At 62.9% G+C, this 16,309-nt stretch carries 15 protein-coding genes; 9 read left to right on the top strand and 6 right to left on the bottom strand.

What is annotated here, in order from left to right:
• Positions 1 to 142 precede the first annotated feature (142 nt).
• Together rho and F7P65_RS12420 are read left to right on the top strand one after the other, a co-directional pair.
• Positions 143 to 1,399 (top strand): transcription termination factor Rho, encoded by a 1,257-nt coding sequence (rho, locus tag F7P65_RS12415; RefSeq protein ID WP_150292120.1) that lies wholly within the window; start codon positions 143 to 145, stop codon positions 1,397 to 1,399.
• A 131-nt stretch (positions 1,400 to 1,530) separates the two neighbouring features.
• Complete coding sequence (locus F7P65_RS12420; protein WP_150292190.1) at positions 1,531 to 2,253, top strand: YjbE family putative metal transport protein; 723 nt, start codon at positions 1,531 to 1,533, stop codon at positions 2,251 to 2,253.
• Positions 2,254 to 2,319: 66 nt separating this feature from the next.
• On the opposite strand, the gene F7P65_RS12425 is transcribed toward F7P65_RS12420, so the two are convergent.
• Complete coding sequence (locus F7P65_RS12425; protein ID WP_240334282.1) at positions 2,320 to 3,288, bottom strand: quinone oxidoreductase family protein; 969 nt, start codon at positions 3,286 to 3,288, stop codon at positions 2,320 to 2,322.
• Between the two features lie 17 nt (positions 3,289 to 3,305).
• The gene (locus tag F7P65_RS12430) at positions 3,306 to 4,004 is read right to left on the bottom strand and encodes a dienelactone hydrolase family protein (protein ID WP_150292122.1); all 699 of its coding nucleotides are present in this window, start codon (positions 4,002 to 4,004) and stop codon (positions 3,306 to 3,308) included.
• A 158-nt stretch (positions 4,005 to 4,162) separates the two neighbouring features.
• Between F7P65_RS12430 and F7P65_RS12435 the strand changes: the two genes are divergently transcribed.
• From F7P65_RS12435 to pepN, 7 genes are all read left to right on the top strand, one after another.
• Positions 4,163 to 4,417 carry a DUF6489 family protein gene (locus F7P65_RS12435; protein ID WP_150292124.1) on the top strand — a complete coding sequence of 85 codons (255 nt, stop codon included), beginning with the start codon at positions 4,163 to 4,165 and terminating at the stop codon, positions 4,415 to 4,417.
• A 30-nt stretch (positions 4,418 to 4,447) separates the two neighbouring features.
• A complete protein-coding gene (mnmE, locus tag F7P65_RS12440; protein ID WP_150292126.1) occupies positions 4,448 to 5,731 on the top strand; it encodes a tRNA uridine-5-carboxymethylaminomethyl(34) synthesis GTPase MnmE in 1,284 nt (427 codons plus the stop codon).
• Positions 5,732 to 5,792: 61 nt separating this feature from the next.
• Complete coding sequence (mnmG, locus tag F7P65_RS12445; RefSeq protein WP_150292128.1) at positions 5,793 to 7,643, top strand: tRNA uridine-5-carboxymethylaminomethyl(34) synthesis enzyme MnmG; 1,851 nt, start codon at positions 5,793 to 5,795, stop codon at positions 7,641 to 7,643.
• A complete protein-coding gene (rsmG, locus tag F7P65_RS12450) occupies positions 7,640 to 8,278 on the top strand; it encodes a 16S rRNA (guanine(527)-N(7))-methyltransferase RsmG (protein WP_150292130.1) in 639 nt (212 codons plus the stop codon). Before mnmG ends, rsmG begins: the two co-directional genes overlap by 4 nt.
• On the top strand, positions 8,275 to 9,057 hold the full coding sequence (locus F7P65_RS12455) for a ParA family protein (RefSeq protein WP_150292132.1): 783 nt from the start codon (positions 8,275 to 8,277) through the stop codon (positions 9,055 to 9,057). Before rsmG ends, F7P65_RS12455 begins: the two co-directional genes overlap by 4 nt.
• The gene (locus F7P65_RS12460; RefSeq protein ID WP_150292134.1) at positions 9,054 to 9,974 is read left to right on the top strand and encodes a ParB/RepB/Spo0J family partition protein; all 921 of its coding nucleotides are present in this window, start codon (positions 9,054 to 9,056) and stop codon (positions 9,972 to 9,974) included. Before F7P65_RS12455 ends, F7P65_RS12460 begins: the two co-directional genes overlap by 4 nt.
• A gap of 68 nt (positions 9,975 to 10,042) precedes the next feature.
• Complete coding sequence (gene pepN, locus F7P65_RS12465; protein ID WP_150292136.1) at positions 10,043 to 12,640, top strand: aminopeptidase N; 2,598 nt, start codon at positions 10,043 to 10,045, stop codon at positions 12,638 to 12,640.
• A 42-nt stretch (positions 12,641 to 12,682) separates the two neighbouring features.
• On the opposite strand, the gene F7P65_RS12470 is transcribed toward pepN, so the two are convergent.
• From F7P65_RS12470 to F7P65_RS12485, 4 genes are read right to left on the bottom strand one after another with little or no spacing between them, the layout of a single operon-like run.
• A complete protein-coding gene (locus F7P65_RS12470; RefSeq protein ID WP_162854605.1) occupies positions 12,683 to 13,291 on the bottom strand; it encodes an ABC-type transport auxiliary lipoprotein family protein in 609 nt (202 codons plus the stop codon).
• A gap of 14 nt (positions 13,292 to 13,305) precedes the next feature.
• Positions 13,306 to 14,268, bottom strand: a complete 963-nt coding sequence (locus F7P65_RS12475) for an MlaD family protein (protein ID WP_150292140.1) — start codon at positions 14,266 to 14,268, stop codon at positions 13,306 to 13,308.
• A 3-nt stretch (positions 14,269 to 14,271) separates the two neighbouring features.
• Positions 14,272 to 15,120 (bottom strand): ABC transporter ATP-binding protein, encoded by an 849-nt coding sequence (locus F7P65_RS12480; protein ID WP_150292142.1) that lies wholly within the window; start codon positions 15,118 to 15,120, stop codon positions 14,272 to 14,274.
• A complete protein-coding gene (locus F7P65_RS12485; protein WP_150292194.1) occupies positions 15,120 to 16,229 on the bottom strand; it encodes an MlaE family lipid ABC transporter permease subunit in 1,110 nt (369 codons plus the stop codon). Before F7P65_RS12485 ends, F7P65_RS12480 begins: the two co-directional genes overlap by 1 nt.
• Between the last annotated feature and the right edge of the window lie 80 nt (positions 16,230 to 16,309).

Genomic DNA, 16,309 nt, shown 5'->3' on the forward strand with positions numbered 1-16,309 from the left:
CCACCTTGACTTTTCCGGGGTCGGATCGTTAAACGCCAATCATTCTACCCGCCCGTCCGGCGCGGGCGTTCCCGAGTCTTTGCCGGGCCCTGATTTTTCCCATTTCCATTCCCTTTCTCTCCTTCCATCGGACTCCACGCGAATGCACCTTAAGGATCTCAAGAAAAAAGCGCCCGCCGAACTCGTCACCATGGCGGAAGAACTGGGCGTCGAAGGCGCGTCGACCCTGCGCAAGCAGGATCTGATGTTCGCGATCCTCAAGGTGGAGGCCGATAATGGCGAGCAGATCATGGGCGAGGGCACCATCGAGGTTCTGCCCGACGGCTTTGGTTTCCTGCGCAGCCCGGAAGCGAATTTCCTGGCTGGTCCCGACGACATCTATGTGTCGCCCAACCAGGTCCGCAAATTCGGCCTGCGCACCGGCGACACGGTGGAAGGCGAAATCCGCGCGCCCAAGGATGGCGAGCGCTATTTCGCCCTGACCAAGCTGATCTCGGTCAATTTCGATGATCCCGAAGTCGTCCGGCACCGCGTCAATTTCGACAATCTGACGCCGCTGTATCCGACCCAGAAGCTGGTGCTCGACACGCTGGACCCGACGGTCAAGGACAAGTCGGCTCGTGTCATCGACATCGTCTCGCCGCAGGGCAAGGGCCAGCGCGCGCTGATCGTCGCGCCGCCACGCACCGGCAAGACCGTGCTGCTCCAGAATATCGCCAAGGCGATCACCGACAACCATCCCGAAGTCTTCCTGATCGTCCTGCTGATCGACGAGCGCCCGGAAGAAGTCACCGACATGCAGCGCAGCGTGAAGGGCGAGGTCGTCTCCTCCACCTTCGACGAACCGGCGCAGCGCCACGTGCAGGTCGCCGAAATGGTGATCGAAAAGGCCAAGCGCCTCGTGGAACACAAGAAGGATGTGGTGATCCTGCTCGACTCGATCACCCGTCTGGGCCGTGCCTACAACACGGTGGTGCCGTCCTCGGGCAAGGTGCTGACCGGCGGTGTCGACGCCAACGCGCTCCAGCGGCCGAAGCGCTTCTTCGGCGCCGCGCGCAACATCGAGGAAGGCGGTTCGCTCTCGATCATCGCGACAGCGCTGATCGACACCGGCAGCCGCATGGACGAAGTCATCTTCGAAGAGTTCAAGGGCACCGGCAACTCCGAAATCGTCCTTGACCGTAAGGTGGCGGACAAGCGCATCTTCCCGGCGCTGGATGTCGGCAAGTCTGGCACCCGCAAGGAAGAGCTGCTGGTCGACAAGGCCAAGCTTTCCAAAATGTGGGTGCTGCGCCGTATCCTGATGCAGATGGGGACGGTCGATGCGATGGAATTCCTGCTCGACAAGATGAAGGATTCCAAGACCAACGAGGATTTCTTCGATTCGATGAACCAGTAAGCGGTCCGGTGGTTTGTGCTTCGGAAAAGTCCGGCGGCGCAAATCCTTCGATAGCGTCAAGTGCCGCGACGTTCGGGCCGTCAGACTTCGGTCTGGCGGCCATTTATTTTCAGGGGATATATTAGGCCGTGATGCTCGATCTTTTCGCCACCGCTGCCGCGGCTGTTCAGGGGCCAGGCTCCCTGACCAGCATTTGGGCGCATATCGTTAATGATTTCAGCAATATAGGAACGCCCGCCGCATTGTCGGCCTTCGGTCAGGTGCTGATGATCGACGTGCTGCTGGCGGGCGACAATGCCATTGTCGTCGGCGCGCTGGCAGCCGGGCTGCCGACGGAACAGCGCAAGAAGGTCATCCTGATCGGCATCATCGCCGCGCTGGTGCTGCGGATCGGCTTTGCGCTCGTCGTGACGCAATTGATGCAGATCGTCGGCCTGATTCTGGCGGGCGGACTATTGCTGCTCTGGGTCGCGTTCAAGATGTGGCGGGAACTGCATCCCAAAAGGGGCGGGGACACGCCCGATGACAGCGGCGACGACGATGTGTCGGGCCTGCGCCCTGCCAAGAGCTTCGCGGGAGCCGCCTGGGCCGTTGCGGTCGCCGACGTCTCCATGAGCCTCGACAATGTGCTGGCGGTCGCCGGCGCGGCGCGGGATCATCCCGGCATCCTTATCATCGGGCTGATCCTGTCGGTGGCGCTGATGGGCATCGCGGCGAACATCATCGCCAAATATATCGAGCGCTTCCGCTGGATTGCCTATCTTGGCCTTGCCGTCATCATCTATGTCGCGATCAAGATGATCTATGATGGCGTGGTCGATCATCAGGTTGGCATATTGACGCTGTTTGTCTGAACGAACAGGATCGGGATTCGAAAAAGGGGTTGGAATCGGCGTGATTCCAATCCCTTTTCCTATTCATCAGGGCAGCAGGACGGTGGAGCCGCGGGTCGCCCGCGACTCCATAGCGCGATGCGCTTCAGCCACGTCGGCGAGGGCAAAGCGCTGGCCGATGGTCGCCTTGACCACGCCGCGCGTCATGCGGTTGAACAGACGTTCGGCGCTATGGCCCAACTCATCGGGCGTCGCGATATAGTCGAACAATTTCGGCCGGGTGACATAGAGAGAGCCGCCATCGCTGAGATCCAGCAGGCTGACCGGCGGCACCGCGCCCGATGCATTGCCATAGCTGACCATCAGCCCCCTCCGCTTGAGAGAGGCGAGTGACGCACGCCAGCTATCCTTGCCGACGCCGTCATAGACCACGTCGACGCCGTGGCCTCCGGTCAGGTCCCGCACCTTGGCGGAAAGCTTGTCGAAGGGCTCGTGCAGGCTGTGATCGGCCTCCACCAGCGCCGCCTTTTCCGCCGTTCCGCAATGGGCGATCACGATCATCCCCTTGTCGCGCAGCCAGGGCACCAGCACGGACCCGACGCCGCCTGCTGCCGCATGAACCAGCGCGACTTGCCCCGCGCGCAGGGCGACGCTGTCCTCGGCCAGGTAGCAGGCCGTCATCCCCTTCAACATCATCGCTGCCGCATCCTCCATACTGACGGCATCGGGGATCTTCACGATGCTGTCAGCCGGAACCATACGGTGCGTGGCATAGGCGCCCAGTCCGCTGACGCAGCCCACCTTGTCGCCCACGGCCAAGCCCGCCACACCCGAACCGATGGCAGCGATGCGGCCCGCGCTCTCCGATCCGAGCACGGTCGGCAAGGGCGCGGGATACAGGCCGGTGCGATAATAGGTGTCGATGAAGTTCAGGCCGATGGCGTCTTGCTCAATAAGCACATCCTTTTCGCCGGGAATGCCAGGATCGAACTCTTCCCGTTCGATCACCTCCGGCCCGCCATGCGACCGGGCCACCATCCGCCATGCCTGGGTCATCGACGCCCTGTCCTTATTCAGAGATGCGCTGCGAAGAAATCGGCGGTCCGCCGGTCCGCCTGTTGCGCGGCTTCCTCATTGCGGCGATTGCCCATTTCGGCGGCAAAGCCATGATCCAGCCCCTCATAGTCATGCAGGGTGACGTGGCGATTATCCTTCAGCCCGTCATGCATTTTTTGCTGCGCTTCCGGCGGCACAAAGCCATCGGCGGTGGGAATGTGGAGCAGCACCGGCTTTCCGATGGCATGTTGCTCGCCCAGAAGCCCGTCGATGCCGACCCCATAATAGCTGACAAACGCATCGCCATCGGTCCGGCATGCGGACATGAACACCAGCCGTCCACCCAGGCAGTAGCCGACCAGACCGACCTTGCCATCGGCGCCCAACTCCGCGCGGGCGGCCTTGATCGTCGCTTCGATATCGCGAATGCCCTGATCCTGGTTGAATTTCTGCATATGTCCGATCGCCGCCTGGAAGTCTTCGGCTATGTCGGCGTCCAATTCTACGTGCGGCTTTTCGCGCCAGAAGAGGTCGGGCGCCATCGCCAGATAGCCGGCCTGAGCCCAACCGTCGCACTTGCGGCGAATGCCTTCGTTCACCCCGAAAATCTCCTGGATCACGACGATTGCGGCCTTGGGCGTCCCTTCCGGCCGGGCAACATAGACATCGAACTGGGCATCGCCCTTGAGAGTGGAAACGGACGTGAATGCTGCCATGGGAGAAATCCTTTCCTTTTACCGAGCAAGCCGTGCTGGCGGCATAATGGCGCTTGGCAGGGCAAGTGCAAGCCGGTTGCCCGTCAAAAAATTTGCCTTTCCGCGCCTTGTTGCGGCATGAAGAGGGGAAGCAAGGCCGTAGCGAAAAGGTGCATGAGATGAAGGTGAGCGTGGATGTCGATTGCACCCCTGCGGAGGCGCGCGCGTTTCTAGGCTTGCCGGACGTCACGCCGATCCATGACAAATATGTGAAGACGATGCTCGACAGTTTCGACGGCGTCGCCAATGTCGAGCAGATGGAAACCTTGTTCAAAAGCTTCTCTCCCTTGGGCGACGCCGGGATGCGGCTGTTCAAGCAGATGATGGATATTGGCCTGACGGGGATGCAGGGCAAGGGCGGCGACAAGGGGTGAGCGAACGCTCTGCCTGACGGATTAACGGCCGTGACGGACACTATTTTTGCCTTGTCGAGCGGCGCGCCGCCGGCCGGAATCGGCGTGATCCGCATCAGCGGACCGCAAGCAGGCGTGGCGTTGCAGGCGCTGGCGGGTATCCTGCCGGCAGCGCGTCGGGCGCGCTTGGCGCTGCTGACCGATCCGCGCGACGGGGCGATGTTGGACCGCGCGCTTATACTCTGGTTTCCCGGTCCTGGGACGGTCACGGGCGAGGACCTGGCCGAATTGCACTGTCATGGCGGGCGGGCTGTCATTGCCGCGGTCGAGGACGTGTTGGGGATGCTTCCGGGCTTGCGCCGGGCGGAGCCGGGGGAGTTCACCCGGCGGGCCTTCGCCAACGGCCGCATGGACCTGAACGCGGTGGAGGGATTGTCCGATCTGCTGGCCGCCGAAACGCAGCAGCAGCGCCGGGCTGCGCTGTTGATGGCGGAAGGCCATTTTTCCCGCCATATCGATCGCTGGCGCCGTGCCGTGCTGGAATTGTCGGCACTGACCGAGGCTGCGCTGGATTTTTCCGATGAAGATGACGTGCCCGATGACGGCATCGAGGCGCAGATAGGCGCCAACATCGGTACGCTCGTTGAAGATGTGGCGGTCATCGTCTCCGCGCCTTCTGCGGAGCGGTTGCGGGACGGCGTGCGGGTCGTGCTGGCGGGACCGCCCAATGCGGGGAAATCGACACTGTTGAATCGGCTGGTCGGCCGGGATGCGGCGATCGTGTCGGATATTGCCGGGACCACGCGCGACCGGATCGAGGTTCCGGCGGCGCTGAATGGCATCGCCTTTCTTTTCACCGATACGGCGGGCCTGCGCGCCGATGCCGGCGATGCCATTGAAGCCATCGGCATGGACCGCGCGCGGCTGGCTCTGGAAGCGGCGGACATCGTCATCTGGCTTGGCGAGGCGGGGGATATGCCGCGGGACGATGCGCTGCTGGTGGCGGCGCAATGCGACCGCAGGACGGAGGATCGTCGCCCCGGCCTTCACCTGTCCGCCCTGACGGGAGAGGGGATGGAGGCATTGGTGAAGGCGCTGTTGGAGCATGCTGCGCGGCTGCTGCCGGGGGAGGGGGATTATGCCCTCCACCACCGACAGCGCGAAGGGGTTGCGCAGCTGTACAGGCATATGCTGGCGGCGGCGCAAGCGCGGGATTTGCTGATCGTGGCGGAGGAACTGCGGCAGGCGCGCAACGCGATTGACGCGCTCACCGGGCAGGCCAGCACCGAGGATATGCTCGACCGTCTCTTCGCCGGATTTTGCATCGGCAAATAGATGGCTGTTCCACGTGGAACAGTTTTGACCGGCATGGCCCGAATCTGATAAGGGGCCACCCATGCAACCAAGCTATGATGTGATTGTGGTCGGTGGTGGCCATGCCGGCTGCGAAGCGGCCTGTGCGGCGGCGCGCAAGGGCGCGTCGGTCGCACTGCTGACCTTTGAGAAGGCGACGGTCGGCGCCATGTCCTGCAACCCCGCCATTGGTGGACTGGGCAAGGGGCATCTGGTCCGGGAGGTCGACGCCATGGATGGGCTGATCGCCCGCGCTGCCGATGCTGCGGCGATCCACTATCGGATGCTGAACAGCAGCAAGGGTGCGGCGGTTCAGGGGCCCCGCATCCAGGCGGACCGCAAGCGGTATCGCGCTGAAATCCACCGCTTGCTCGATGCGCAAAACGGATTGGAAATTGTCGAGGGCGAGGCAGTCGAACTCTTGCTGGAGGGCGGCTGCGTGAGCGGCTTGCGATTGGCCGATGGTTGTCGACTTGAGGCCCAGGCGGTGGTTTTGGCGACTGGCACCTTCCTTGGCGGCAAATTGTTCCGCGGCGAGGAGCTGCTCACCGGCGGCCGTACCGGGGAACGGGCGGCCACCGTATTGGGGGTTCAACTCCGCGAACTTCATCTGCCCATGAGCCGGCTCAAGACGGGCACACCGCCGCGTATCGACGGGCGGACCATCGATTGGGCAGCGCTGGAAACGCAACCGTCGGACAGCGCCGACTGGACCATGTCCGCGCTGTCCTCCGGCCGCGTGCTGCCTCAACTGCATTGCGCGATCACCCGGACCAATGACCGGACCCATGCCATCATCCGCGACGGGCTGGGGCGCTCGCCTTTGTTCAGCGGGGCAATTGAGGGGAGGGGGCCGCGCTATTGCCCGTCGATCGAGGACAAGGTTCTCCGCTTCGGCGATCGGGACGGGCACCAGATTTTTCTGGAACCGGAAGGTCTGGACGATCATCTCGTCTATCCGAACGGGATCAGCACGTCGCTTCCAGCGGATATTCAGCTTGCGCTGGTGCGGTCTATGGCGGGACTGGAACGGGCGGACATCGTCGTCCCCGGCTATGCGGTCGAATATGACCATATCGATCCGCGCGCGCTGGACGCCACATTGCAGATCCGCGAGGTGGCTGGTCTCTTCTGTGCCGGGCAGATCAACGGCACGACCGGCTATGAGGAAGCTGCTGCGCAGGGTCTGGTTGCGGGGGCCAATGCGGCAGCCCATGCGGCTGGCGATGTGCCGCTGATTCTCGATCGCGCGAGCAGCTACATCGGGGTGATGATCGATGACCTGGTATTGCAGGGTGTTACAGAGCCCTATCGAATGCTGACCGCGCGTGCCGAATATCGACTCCGCCTGCGCGCTGATAATGCAGGCACGCGGCTGGGGAGCGTTGCGCGCGATCATGGTCTGTTAGGGCCGGAGCGCGCCGCTTATTATAAGGGGCGGAATAGCGAACGGCAGCGGGTTGAAGAGGAACTGGCACGTCCCATGTCGGCCACGGAGATGGCACGGGCAGGGGCTGTGGTTCGGCAGGATGGCGCTCGCCGCGCGCTGTTCGACTGGGCGCGTTTTCCCGAAGTAAGCCGGGAATTGTTGGTTGCATTGGCGCCCTCGCTTGCCGAGGTGCAACGCAATCTGCGCGAGGAAATATTGGAAGATGCCCATTATGCGCCCTATCTCGAAAGGCAGGAGGCGGAGATCGCCGAGCTGCGTCGGAACGAGAGGGTAGCGATTCCGGCCGATTTCGATTTCGCGATGATCGGCGGCCTCTCGACCGAAATGGTCGAGCGGCTCGATAAAGCGCGGCCCGACACGCTGGCGGCGGCGAGCCGCATTCGGGGGATTACGCCGGCGGCACTGGCGGCGGTACTGGTTCATCTGCGGCGGCGCGCAGCGTGACGGAGGAGGAAGCGCGGGCCTGGCTCGATGGGCAGTTCGATGTTTCACGTGGAACATGGGACCGGCTGGAGGGCTATGTGGCCATCCTTCTGTCGGAAATGGAACGGCAAAATCTGATCGCGGAATCGACCCGTCCGCATATCTGGGCGAGGCACATCGTCGATTCCGCCCAGCTCATTCCCCTCGCGAAGGCGGCGGGAGAGGGGGCATGGCTCGACCTGGGGTCCGGAGCGGGCTTGCCGGGAATCGTTGCGGCGATCCTGACTGATCGACCTGTGCAAATGGTCGAATCCCGCCGCAAGAGGATCGACTTTCTGGAGAGTGTCGTTGCCGAACTCGGCTTGCTCCATGCCAGTGTTTTTGGCGGCCGGGTCGAAACGGTGCCGGTGGCGCAGGCCGCCGTTATCAGTGCGCGGGCTTATGCGCCGCTGCCGCGATTGCTTGAGTCCGCCATCCATTTATCCACCGAAAAGACGATTTGGGTGCTGCCAAAGGGACGAAACGCACAGAATGAACTGGAGGTCGCGACTCGGACATGGCAAGGTGTGTTCCACGTGGAACGCAGCGTGACCGATGCGGATAGCGCCATCATCGTCGCGCAAGCCGTTCAATCCAGAAGGAAAGCCCGAGGATGATCCAAATCGCCATTGCCAACCAGAAAGGCGGCGTCGGAAAGACGACCACCGCGATCAATCTGGCCACAGGCTTGGCGGCCACGGGCTTGCGGGTGCTGCTGGTCGATCTCGATCCGCAGGGCAATGCCTCCACCGGACTGGGCGTGCAGCAGGCGGATCGGGTCCAGTCCAGCTACGATTTGCTGGTCGGCAATTGCGCGCTGGACGATGCGATCATCACCACCCGCGTTCCCAAGCTGGACATCGTTCCCGCTACCCAGGACCTGTCCGGTGCGGAAATCGAACTCATCGAATATGAGGAGCGGACCCATCGCCTCGAGCGCGTTCTTGCGGAAGCCCAGCCGGGTCGCTGGGACATTTGCTTGATTGATTGTCCGCCATCGCTGGGTCTCCTGACCATCAATGCGCTGGTCGCGGCGCAATCGCTATTGGTGCCGTTGCAGTGTGAATTTTTCGCGCTGGAGGGGCTTTCCCAGCTTCTCCAGACCGTCGAGCGCATTCGTGGGCGGTTCAATCCCGGCCTTTCGATCATGGGCGTGGCGCTGACCATGTATGATCGCCGCAATCGCTTGACCGATCAGGTGGCCGACGATGTGCGCGCCTGTCTGGGCGATCTGGTATTTTCTACCGTCATTCCCCGCAACGTGCGTCTGTCGGAAGCGCCCAGCCATGGCGTTCCGGCGCTCATCTATGATTTCCGCTGTTCGGGGTCGGAAGCCTATATGCGTCTCGCGCGCGAACTGATCGCGCGTCTGCCCCGCCAGGAGGTTGCTGCTTGAGTGAAGAAAATCTGACGAAGTCTGCCAAGCGTCCGCAAGGGCTGGGCCGGGGCCTGTCGGCATTGCTGGGCGACGTCGCCCGCGAAGAGCCGGTCACGCCGACAGCGGTCGCCAATCCTTCGACCAAGGCGATCCAGAGCATCGAGGTTGCGCTGATTCAGCCGCATCCCGAACAGCCGCGCCGCCATTTCGATGATGGAGCGTTGCAGGAACTGGCCGAGAGTATCGCCAAGCGGGGCGTCATTCAGCCGATCATCGTCCGGCCCCATGGTGGCGGATTCCAGATCGTCGCAGGTGAACGCCGCTGGCGCGCGGCACAGCGTGCGCAATTGCACCGCATTCCCGCTATTGTGCGCGATTTCGATGAAGCGGAAACGCTGGAAATCGCGCTGATCGAGAATATCCAGCGCGAAGATCTGAACCCGATCGAAGAGGCGGAAGCCTATCGCAAGCTGATCGCGGAATTTCATCACAGTCAGGAGGCGCTGGGCCGTCTGGTCGGTAAATCGCGCAGCCATGTCGCGAATCTGATGCGCCTGCTCGATCTGCCCGCGCCCGTGCAGCAGCAGGTGATCGAACAGAAGCTGAGCATGGGCCATGCCCGCGCCTTGATCGGCGCGCCCGATTGCGAAGCCTTGGCCCGGACGGTGGAAACCAAGGGGCTGTCGGTCCGCGATACCGAGCAACTCGTCCGCCGCACCAAGATGGGCGACACGGCCTCAAGCCGGCAGCGTGCCCCCGCGCCCAAGGATAATGATCCCGATATCGTCGCTTTGGAGCAGCATCTGGCGGACATATTGGGTGTAAAGGTCGCCATCAGCTACGGTACGAACGGCGGCGGCATGGTGTCGCTGCATTATTCGACGCTCGACCAACTCGATATGCTGTGCCAGCGGCTGTCGGGGGAGCGCATCTGAACCGCGGCGGCGCGCATTTTCCCGCGCCGCCACTGGCCTTTCTCCCGCCAAAACCTTAGGCTGCGGGCATGGCCGACATCCCATCCTCCCCCGCCGCCCCGACCGTCATTCGCCGCCAGGATTATCGCGCGCCCGATTGGCTGGTGCCCGAGGTCGCGCTGGATTTCGATCTGGACGCCGCGGCGACGCGGGTTCGCGCTACCCTCTACGTTACCCGGAATGGCGCGCATGACCGGCCGCTCAAGCTGGACGGCGACGGACTCCTGCCGCTTGAAGTCAAAGTGGATGGCACCATGCTTGCGCCCGAGCAGTGGACGATGGAGGCGGGCATCCTCATCATCCCGCTTTCCGCTGCTGCTCATAGCATTGAAACGCTGGTGGAGATCGCACCGCAGAGCAACAGCAAGCTGATGGGGCTTTATGCCAGTAATGGCTTGCTTTGCACTCAATGCGAGGCGGAAGGTTTTCGCCGCATCACCTTTTTCCCGGACCGGCCCGATGTGCTGTCGCGTTATTCGGTGCGCATGACGGCGGACAAGGCGCTTTATCCTGTGCTTCTCGCCAATGGGGATCCGGTCGAACAGGGCGATCTGCCCCATGGTCGGCATTGGGCGCAATGGAACGATCCTTTCCCCAAGCCCTGCTATTTGTTCGCGCTGGTGGCAGGGGATTTGGCCTGCAATGCCGATCGATTCATGACGCTCAGTGCGCGTGAAGTACAACTCGGTATCTGGGTCAAGGAAGCGGATCTGCCCCGCACCGCTCATGCCATGCAAGCCCTCAAGAACAGCATGGCCTGGGACGAGCGGGTTTACGGCCGCGAATATGACCTGGATGTGTTCAACATAGTCGCCGTCGCCGATTTCAACTTTGGCGCGATGGAGAATAAGGGCCTCAACATCTTCAATTCGCGCTATATTCTTGCCGATCCCGAGACCGCGACCGACATCGATTATGACGGAGTCGAGGGCGTGGTGGCGCATGAATATTTCCATAACTGGTCCGGCAATCGCGTCACCTGCCGTGACTGGTTCCAACTGAGCCTCAAGGAAGGCTTCACCGTTTTCCGCGACCAGAATTTCTCCGCCGACATGGGCAGCCATGCGGTCAAGCGGATCGAAGATGTCCGCATCCTGCGCGCGGCCCAGTTTCAGGAGGATAGCGGTCCGCTCGCGCATCCGATCCGGCCTGAATCCTATATGGAAATCAGCAACTTCTACACGGCCACCATCTACAATAAGGGCGCTGAGGTCATCCGCATGATGGCGCTGATGCTGGGGCCTGAACGTTTCCGCGCCGGGACGGACCTCTATTTTGACCGCCATGATGGCGAAGCCGCCACATGCGAGGATTTCGTCCGCGCCATGGAGGAGGGCGGGGAGATCGACCTTGGCCAGTTCCGTCGCTGGTATGAGCAGGCGGGTACGCCACAGGTCCGGGCGTTGCTGACCCACGATCCGGTGAGCCGGACGGCGACGCTCCATCTGGAACAGGCCGTTCCGCCGACGCCGGGCCAGCCAGAAAAGCGGCCCATGGCAATTCCGCTGCGGACAGCCTTGTTCGACCGCGCGTCGGGCAAGAGCCGGGGCGATGAACTGCTAATGCTGACCGAGGCGACGCAGAGCTTCACCTTCGACAATTGGCCGGACGCGCCGCTATTGTCGATCAATCGCGGCTTTTCGGCGCCCGTCATTGTCGAAACCAACCGCAGCCAGGACGATCTGGCCTTTCTCTCGGCGCATGATGAAGATCCCTTCGCTCGTTATGAGGCGATGCAGCAGCTGATGGTGAATGTGCTGGTCGGCCGTATCGGCGGACAGCCTGTCGATGAGGATGCGGTGATTGCCGCGATCCGCGACACGATCACCGATCCCCTGCTCGATCCCGCTTTCGTTGCGGAGGCGATCCGTTTGCCCAGCGAAGCCTATCTGGGCGATCAGATGGCGGTGGTCGATCCCGATGCGATCCACGCCGCGCGCGATACCCTGCAACGGCGGATCGGCGCGGAATTGGAACCGCTCTGGCGCGATATTCATGCCAAAACCAAAGCCAATGCATTTGCGCTGTCCTCCGCCGCCAAGGGGGCGCGCAAGCTGCGCAACACCGCGCTGCACTATCTGGCGGCGTCGGGGGCTCAGGATGGCCCGGCGGTGGCCTTTGGCCAATTCAGCGACGCCGACAATATGACCGAGCGACAGGCCGCGCTTGCGACGCTGGCCAATGGCACCAGCGCCGAGCGAGAGGCGGGGCTCGACATCTTCTACAACCGCTATCGCGACGATGCGCTGACGCTGGACAAATGGTTCCAGACCCAGGCTTTCGCCTTCCATCCCGATACGGTCGACCTGATCGAAGAATTGAGCCAGCACAAAGACTTCACCCTCGCCAATCCCAATCGGGTTCGGTCGCTTTATGGCGCCTTTGCGGGCAACCAGTGGGCATTCCACCACAAGTCGGGCAAGGGTTATCGGCTGGTTGCTGATTGCATCATCGCGCTCGACAAGCTCAATCCGCAGACGGCTGCCCGGTTGGTGCCGCCGCTGGGCCGCTGGAAGCGCTTCGATGAAGGGCGCGCGGCGCTGATGCGGGCGGAATTGCAACGTATACTGGCGGAAGCGGGGCTGTCGAAGGACGTCACCGAACAGGTGAGCAAGAGTCTGGAATAGCGGCATCATGCTCCTGCCAAGCAGGAGCATGACACCTGCGGCCTACCGTCCCGAAGCCGCCAGCCAGGCGGCGACATCCGCCGCCACCTTATTGGCCGCGGCGTTGATCGGCGCGCCCACGCTGTTCCCGTCGATCCTGCCGCCGACCGGCGCGCTGGCGGTGAAGCGCTGGCGGGCGATCGCCGTGCCGCCCGGTCCGGCGAGCGTAGCATCATAGGTCACGACCGCGCTGTTGCTGGCTTCATCGACGCCGAAATCGACCAGTTCGCCCATCAGCCGCTGTCCGGCATCGGCGGAATATTGGCCCGGGTCCAGCACGATGCGGTTGCTGGTGGCGGCGATGGTTTCGGCCAGCAGCTTCTGGAACAGGTGGCGCGGCGTATCGGCCCACTGCACCTTGGTCACATAGGCGACCGAAGTGGGGGAGGTGATGACCGGCACCCGCACGGTATCGAGCATTCTCGGGGCGTCGGGATCAGCGACGGTGATCGCCGTGCCGGCGGTGGCATTGCGCTGGGTGCCCGGCGCGACCTTTTGCGCGGCGTTGAGCGACAACAGCCGCTCCGGCGGCTTGCCTCCGAAAGACACGCAGCCCGCCAGCATCAGCGCGCCAAGGGCGGCGGGCATCAGGCCCAGTTTCCTGTGAAACATCATCACTGTCCCTCTTATCGCTTATAGTCGGGCAATTGGGGCGACCCGACGATCGAACCCGCGCCCTGCTGATCGAGTTTTTCCGCTACGCCACGGAAGGAACGCGACATTTCCCTCAGGTCGCGGACGAGCTGATTGACCTCCGGCATGGTCTGGTTGCTGAAGGCGTGGACGCCCGGCTGCGCCTCCGCAATCGTCTTGTCGAGCGTGTCGATGCTGTGTGTTGCGGACTGTACGCTTTTGCGCAGATCGGCCAGCAGCGGCTTGCCCTCATCGGTCAGCATCGAATCGGTTGTTGCGGCGAGCTTGCCGATCTGTTCGGCGGCGATACCGGTGCGCTGCACGGCGACGCGCGCTTCGGCCAGGGTCGCCGCGATTTCCGGGCTGCGGTCGGCCAGGGACCCCGACACCCGCTCGAGATTCGCCAGGATGCCGGCAATGGATTGCTGATTCTTGTCGTTGAGCAATTCCGTCAGTCGCTCGGTCAGCGTCGACAGCCGTTCCAGCAATTGCGGCGCGTTGTTGAGCAGTTCGCCCAGAGCGCCGGGCTTGGTCGGGATCACCGGCACGCCATCGGGGCAGGCGGCCAGAGTGTTCTCCGCGGGGCAGACAATGGGCGGCGCGCCCTTGACCGCACCGTCCAGCACGATTTCCGACACGCCGGTAAAGCCAACGCCCGAAATGGTCGCTGTGGTGCCTTGCAGGACGGGCGTGCCTTCCTTCACGGAAATGCGCACCTTCACGAAACTCGGATCGCGCTTCCACAATTCGATCTTCTCGACCTGACCGGAAGGAACGCCCGAATAATTGACGCTCGATCCCTTGGCGAGGCCGTTGACCGACTGTTTGAAGAAGATGTCATATTCCATATTGTCGCCCTGGGAGAGGCGCGAGAACCAGAAAGCCGCGATCATGATCGCCGCCAGCAACAGCAGCGTGACCGTGCCCACCAGCACATGGTTGGAGCGGGTTTCCATAGTCTATCGCCTCTTGTCCTGTTCGCGGGCCATCGCCGCCGTCGCGGCGCGCCCGCGCGGGCCGTTGAAATATTCCTGGATCCAGGGGTGGTCGGTCGCCAGCAGCTCATCGATGGTGCCGACCGCCGTCACCTTCTTGTCGGCCAGCACCGCCACCCGGTCGCAGATCGAATAAAGCGTGTCGAGATCGTGGGTGATCAGGAACACCGTCAACCCCAAAGTCTGCTGCAATTTGCGCGTCTGGTCGTCGAACGCCGCCGCGCCGATGGGGTCGAGACCGGCCGTCGGTTCATCCAGGAACAGCAGGTCGGGGTCGAGCGCCAGCGCCCGCGCCAGCCCCGCGCGCTTTTTCATGCCGCCCGACAGTTCGGCGGGATATTTGGGGCCGGCTTCGGCAGGCAGGCCGGTCATGCGGATTTTGTAGGCGGCGATCTCGTCGCGCAGTACCGGCCCGATATTGGGATAATATTCGCGGATCGGCACCTCGACATTCTCGGCCACCGTCAGGGTCGAGAACAGCGCGCCGCCCTGAAACAAGACGCCCCAGCGCTTGCGGATCGCCAGCGCTTCGTCGTCCAGCCGCCCGATCATCGATTCGCCGAAGACGTGGATTTCGCCCTCATCGGGGGTTTGGAGGCCGATGATCGAGCGCATCAACACCGACTTGCCGGTGCCCGATCCGCCGACCACGCCCAATATCTCGCCCTTGCGCACGTCGAGGTTGAGCCCCTCATGCACGACCTGATCGCCGAAGCTGTTCCGAAGGTTCCGAACCGAAATGGCGATGTCGCCATTCTCGACCGCTTTTTCGACCCGGCTTTCCTCGGCTGCGATCTGTTCCTCGGGCGCCATCAGTTCCAGCCCACCCAGGTGAAGAAGACCGCGAAAAAGGCGTCGATCACGATCACCAGGAAGATCGCCTGCACCACGGCGGCGGTGGTGCGCAGGCCGACTTCCTCGGCATTGCCCTCCACCTGCATGCCCTGGAAACAGCCGGCAAGCGCGATGATGACGCCGAAGACAGGCGCTTTGATGAGGCCCACCCAGAGATCGTGGATCGGCACGACCTCGCGCAGTCGCTGGATAAAGGTGATCGGTGGAATGTCGAGCGATACAGCGCACAGAAAGCCGCCGCCGACAATCGCGACGATGGAGGAATAGAAACCGAGCAGCGGCATCATCACCACCACCGCCAGCGTGCGCGGCAGCACCAGCGCCTCCATCGGCGACACGCCGATGGTGCGCATGGCATCGACCTCTTCGGTCAGCTTCATCGTCCCCAATTGCGCCGCGAAGGCGGAGCCGGATCGGCCCGCGACCATGATCGCGGTCATCAGCACGCCGAGTTCGCGGAAGGTCAGGCGGCCGACCAGGTTGATCGTCAGCATCTCCATGCCGAACTGGCGCAACTGCACCGATCCCTGCTGAGCGATGACGATGCCGATCAGGAAGCTCATCAGGCCGATGATGCCGAGCGCCGATACGCCCACGACCTCGAACCGCTGCACCACGGCATTGATCCGGAAACGGCCAGGATGGCGGATGACATTCCACGCCGCGACCAGCGTGCCGCCGAAGAAACCGAGCAGGCCGAGCAGGGTGGTGCCCGAATTGATAACCGCCTCGCCAATCTGGCCGACCACGCGCTTCCATGGCGGCGCATAGTCGGGGCGGATATTGACCGGCTCATCGAGCCGGCCGACCGCCGCGATCAGCCGTTCGGCATCGCATTTGTCGCCTATGACCTTGCAGCCCAACCGCTTGATCGTGCGATGCAGCACCCAGGCGCCGATCGTGTCCATATACTCCACATCGGACAGGTCGAGCGTATCGACGGGGCCGCTAATCGCGTCGAGCCGGTCGGGCAGGTCGCGAAGGCAGGCAATGGACAGATTGCCTGAAAGCCGGATGACTGTTCCGCCGTCGCGGACTTCTTCTGCAAGATCAGCGGCTTTGTTCATCGAGGCGGAGGTGTGGTCCATTATCGGTTGCACGGCAAGCCGAAACGGCCCATCCGCACGATCAAACGAAGGGACCCCCC

Source organism: Sphingobium estronivorans, assembly GCF_008692605.1.
GTDB lineage: Bacteria > Pseudomonadota > Alphaproteobacteria > Sphingomonadales > Sphingomonadaceae > Sphingobium > Sphingobium estronivorans.

What these genes read in the sequence shown, in the direction of transcription:
- pepN (WP_150292136.1), top strand. Translation starts at nt 10,043, where the DNA reads ATGGCCGACATCCCATCCTCCCCCGCCGCCCCGACCGTCATTCGCCGC.
- F7P65_RS12475 (WP_150292140.1), bottom strand. Translation starts at nt 14,268, where the DNA reads ATGGAAACCCGCTCCAACCATGTGCTGGTGGGCACGGTCACGCTGCTG.
- F7P65_RS12470 (WP_162854605.1), bottom strand. Translation starts at nt 13,291, where the DNA reads ATGTTTCACAGGAAACTGGGCCTGATGCCCGCCGCCCTTGGCGCGCTG.
- rho (WP_150292120.1), top strand. Translation starts at nt 143, where the DNA reads ATGCACCTTAAGGATCTCAAGAAAAAAGCGCCCGCCGAACTCGTCACC.
- mnmG (WP_150292128.1), top strand. Translation starts at nt 5,793, where the DNA reads ATGCAACCAAGCTATGATGTGATTGTGGTCGGTGGTGGCCATGCCGGC.
- F7P65_RS12485 (WP_150292194.1), bottom strand. Translation starts at nt 16,229, where the DNA reads ATGAACAAAGCCGCTGATCTTGCAGAAGAAGTCCGCGACGGCGGAACA.
- F7P65_RS12425 (WP_240334282.1), bottom strand. Translation starts at nt 3,288, where the DNA reads ATGACCCAGGCATGGCGGATGGTGGCCCGGTCGCATGGCGGGCCGGAG.
- F7P65_RS12420 (WP_150292190.1), top strand. Translation starts at nt 1,531, where the DNA reads ATGCTCGATCTTTTCGCCACCGCTGCCGCGGCTGTTCAGGGGCCAGGC.
- F7P65_RS12435 (WP_150292124.1), top strand. Translation starts at nt 4,163, where the DNA reads ATGAAGGTGAGCGTGGATGTCGATTGCACCCCTGCGGAGGCGCGCGCG.
- F7P65_RS12430 (WP_150292122.1), bottom strand. Translation starts at nt 4,004, where the DNA reads ATGGCAGCATTCACGTCCGTTTCCACTCTCAAGGGCGATGCCCAGTTC.
- F7P65_RS12480 (WP_150292142.1), bottom strand. Translation starts at nt 15,120, where the DNA reads ATGGCGCCCGAGGAACAGATCGCAGCCGAGGAAAGCCGGGTCGAAAAA.
- F7P65_RS12455 (WP_150292132.1), top strand. Translation starts at nt 8,275, where the DNA reads ATGATCCAAATCGCCATTGCCAACCAGAAAGGCGGCGTCGGAAAGACG.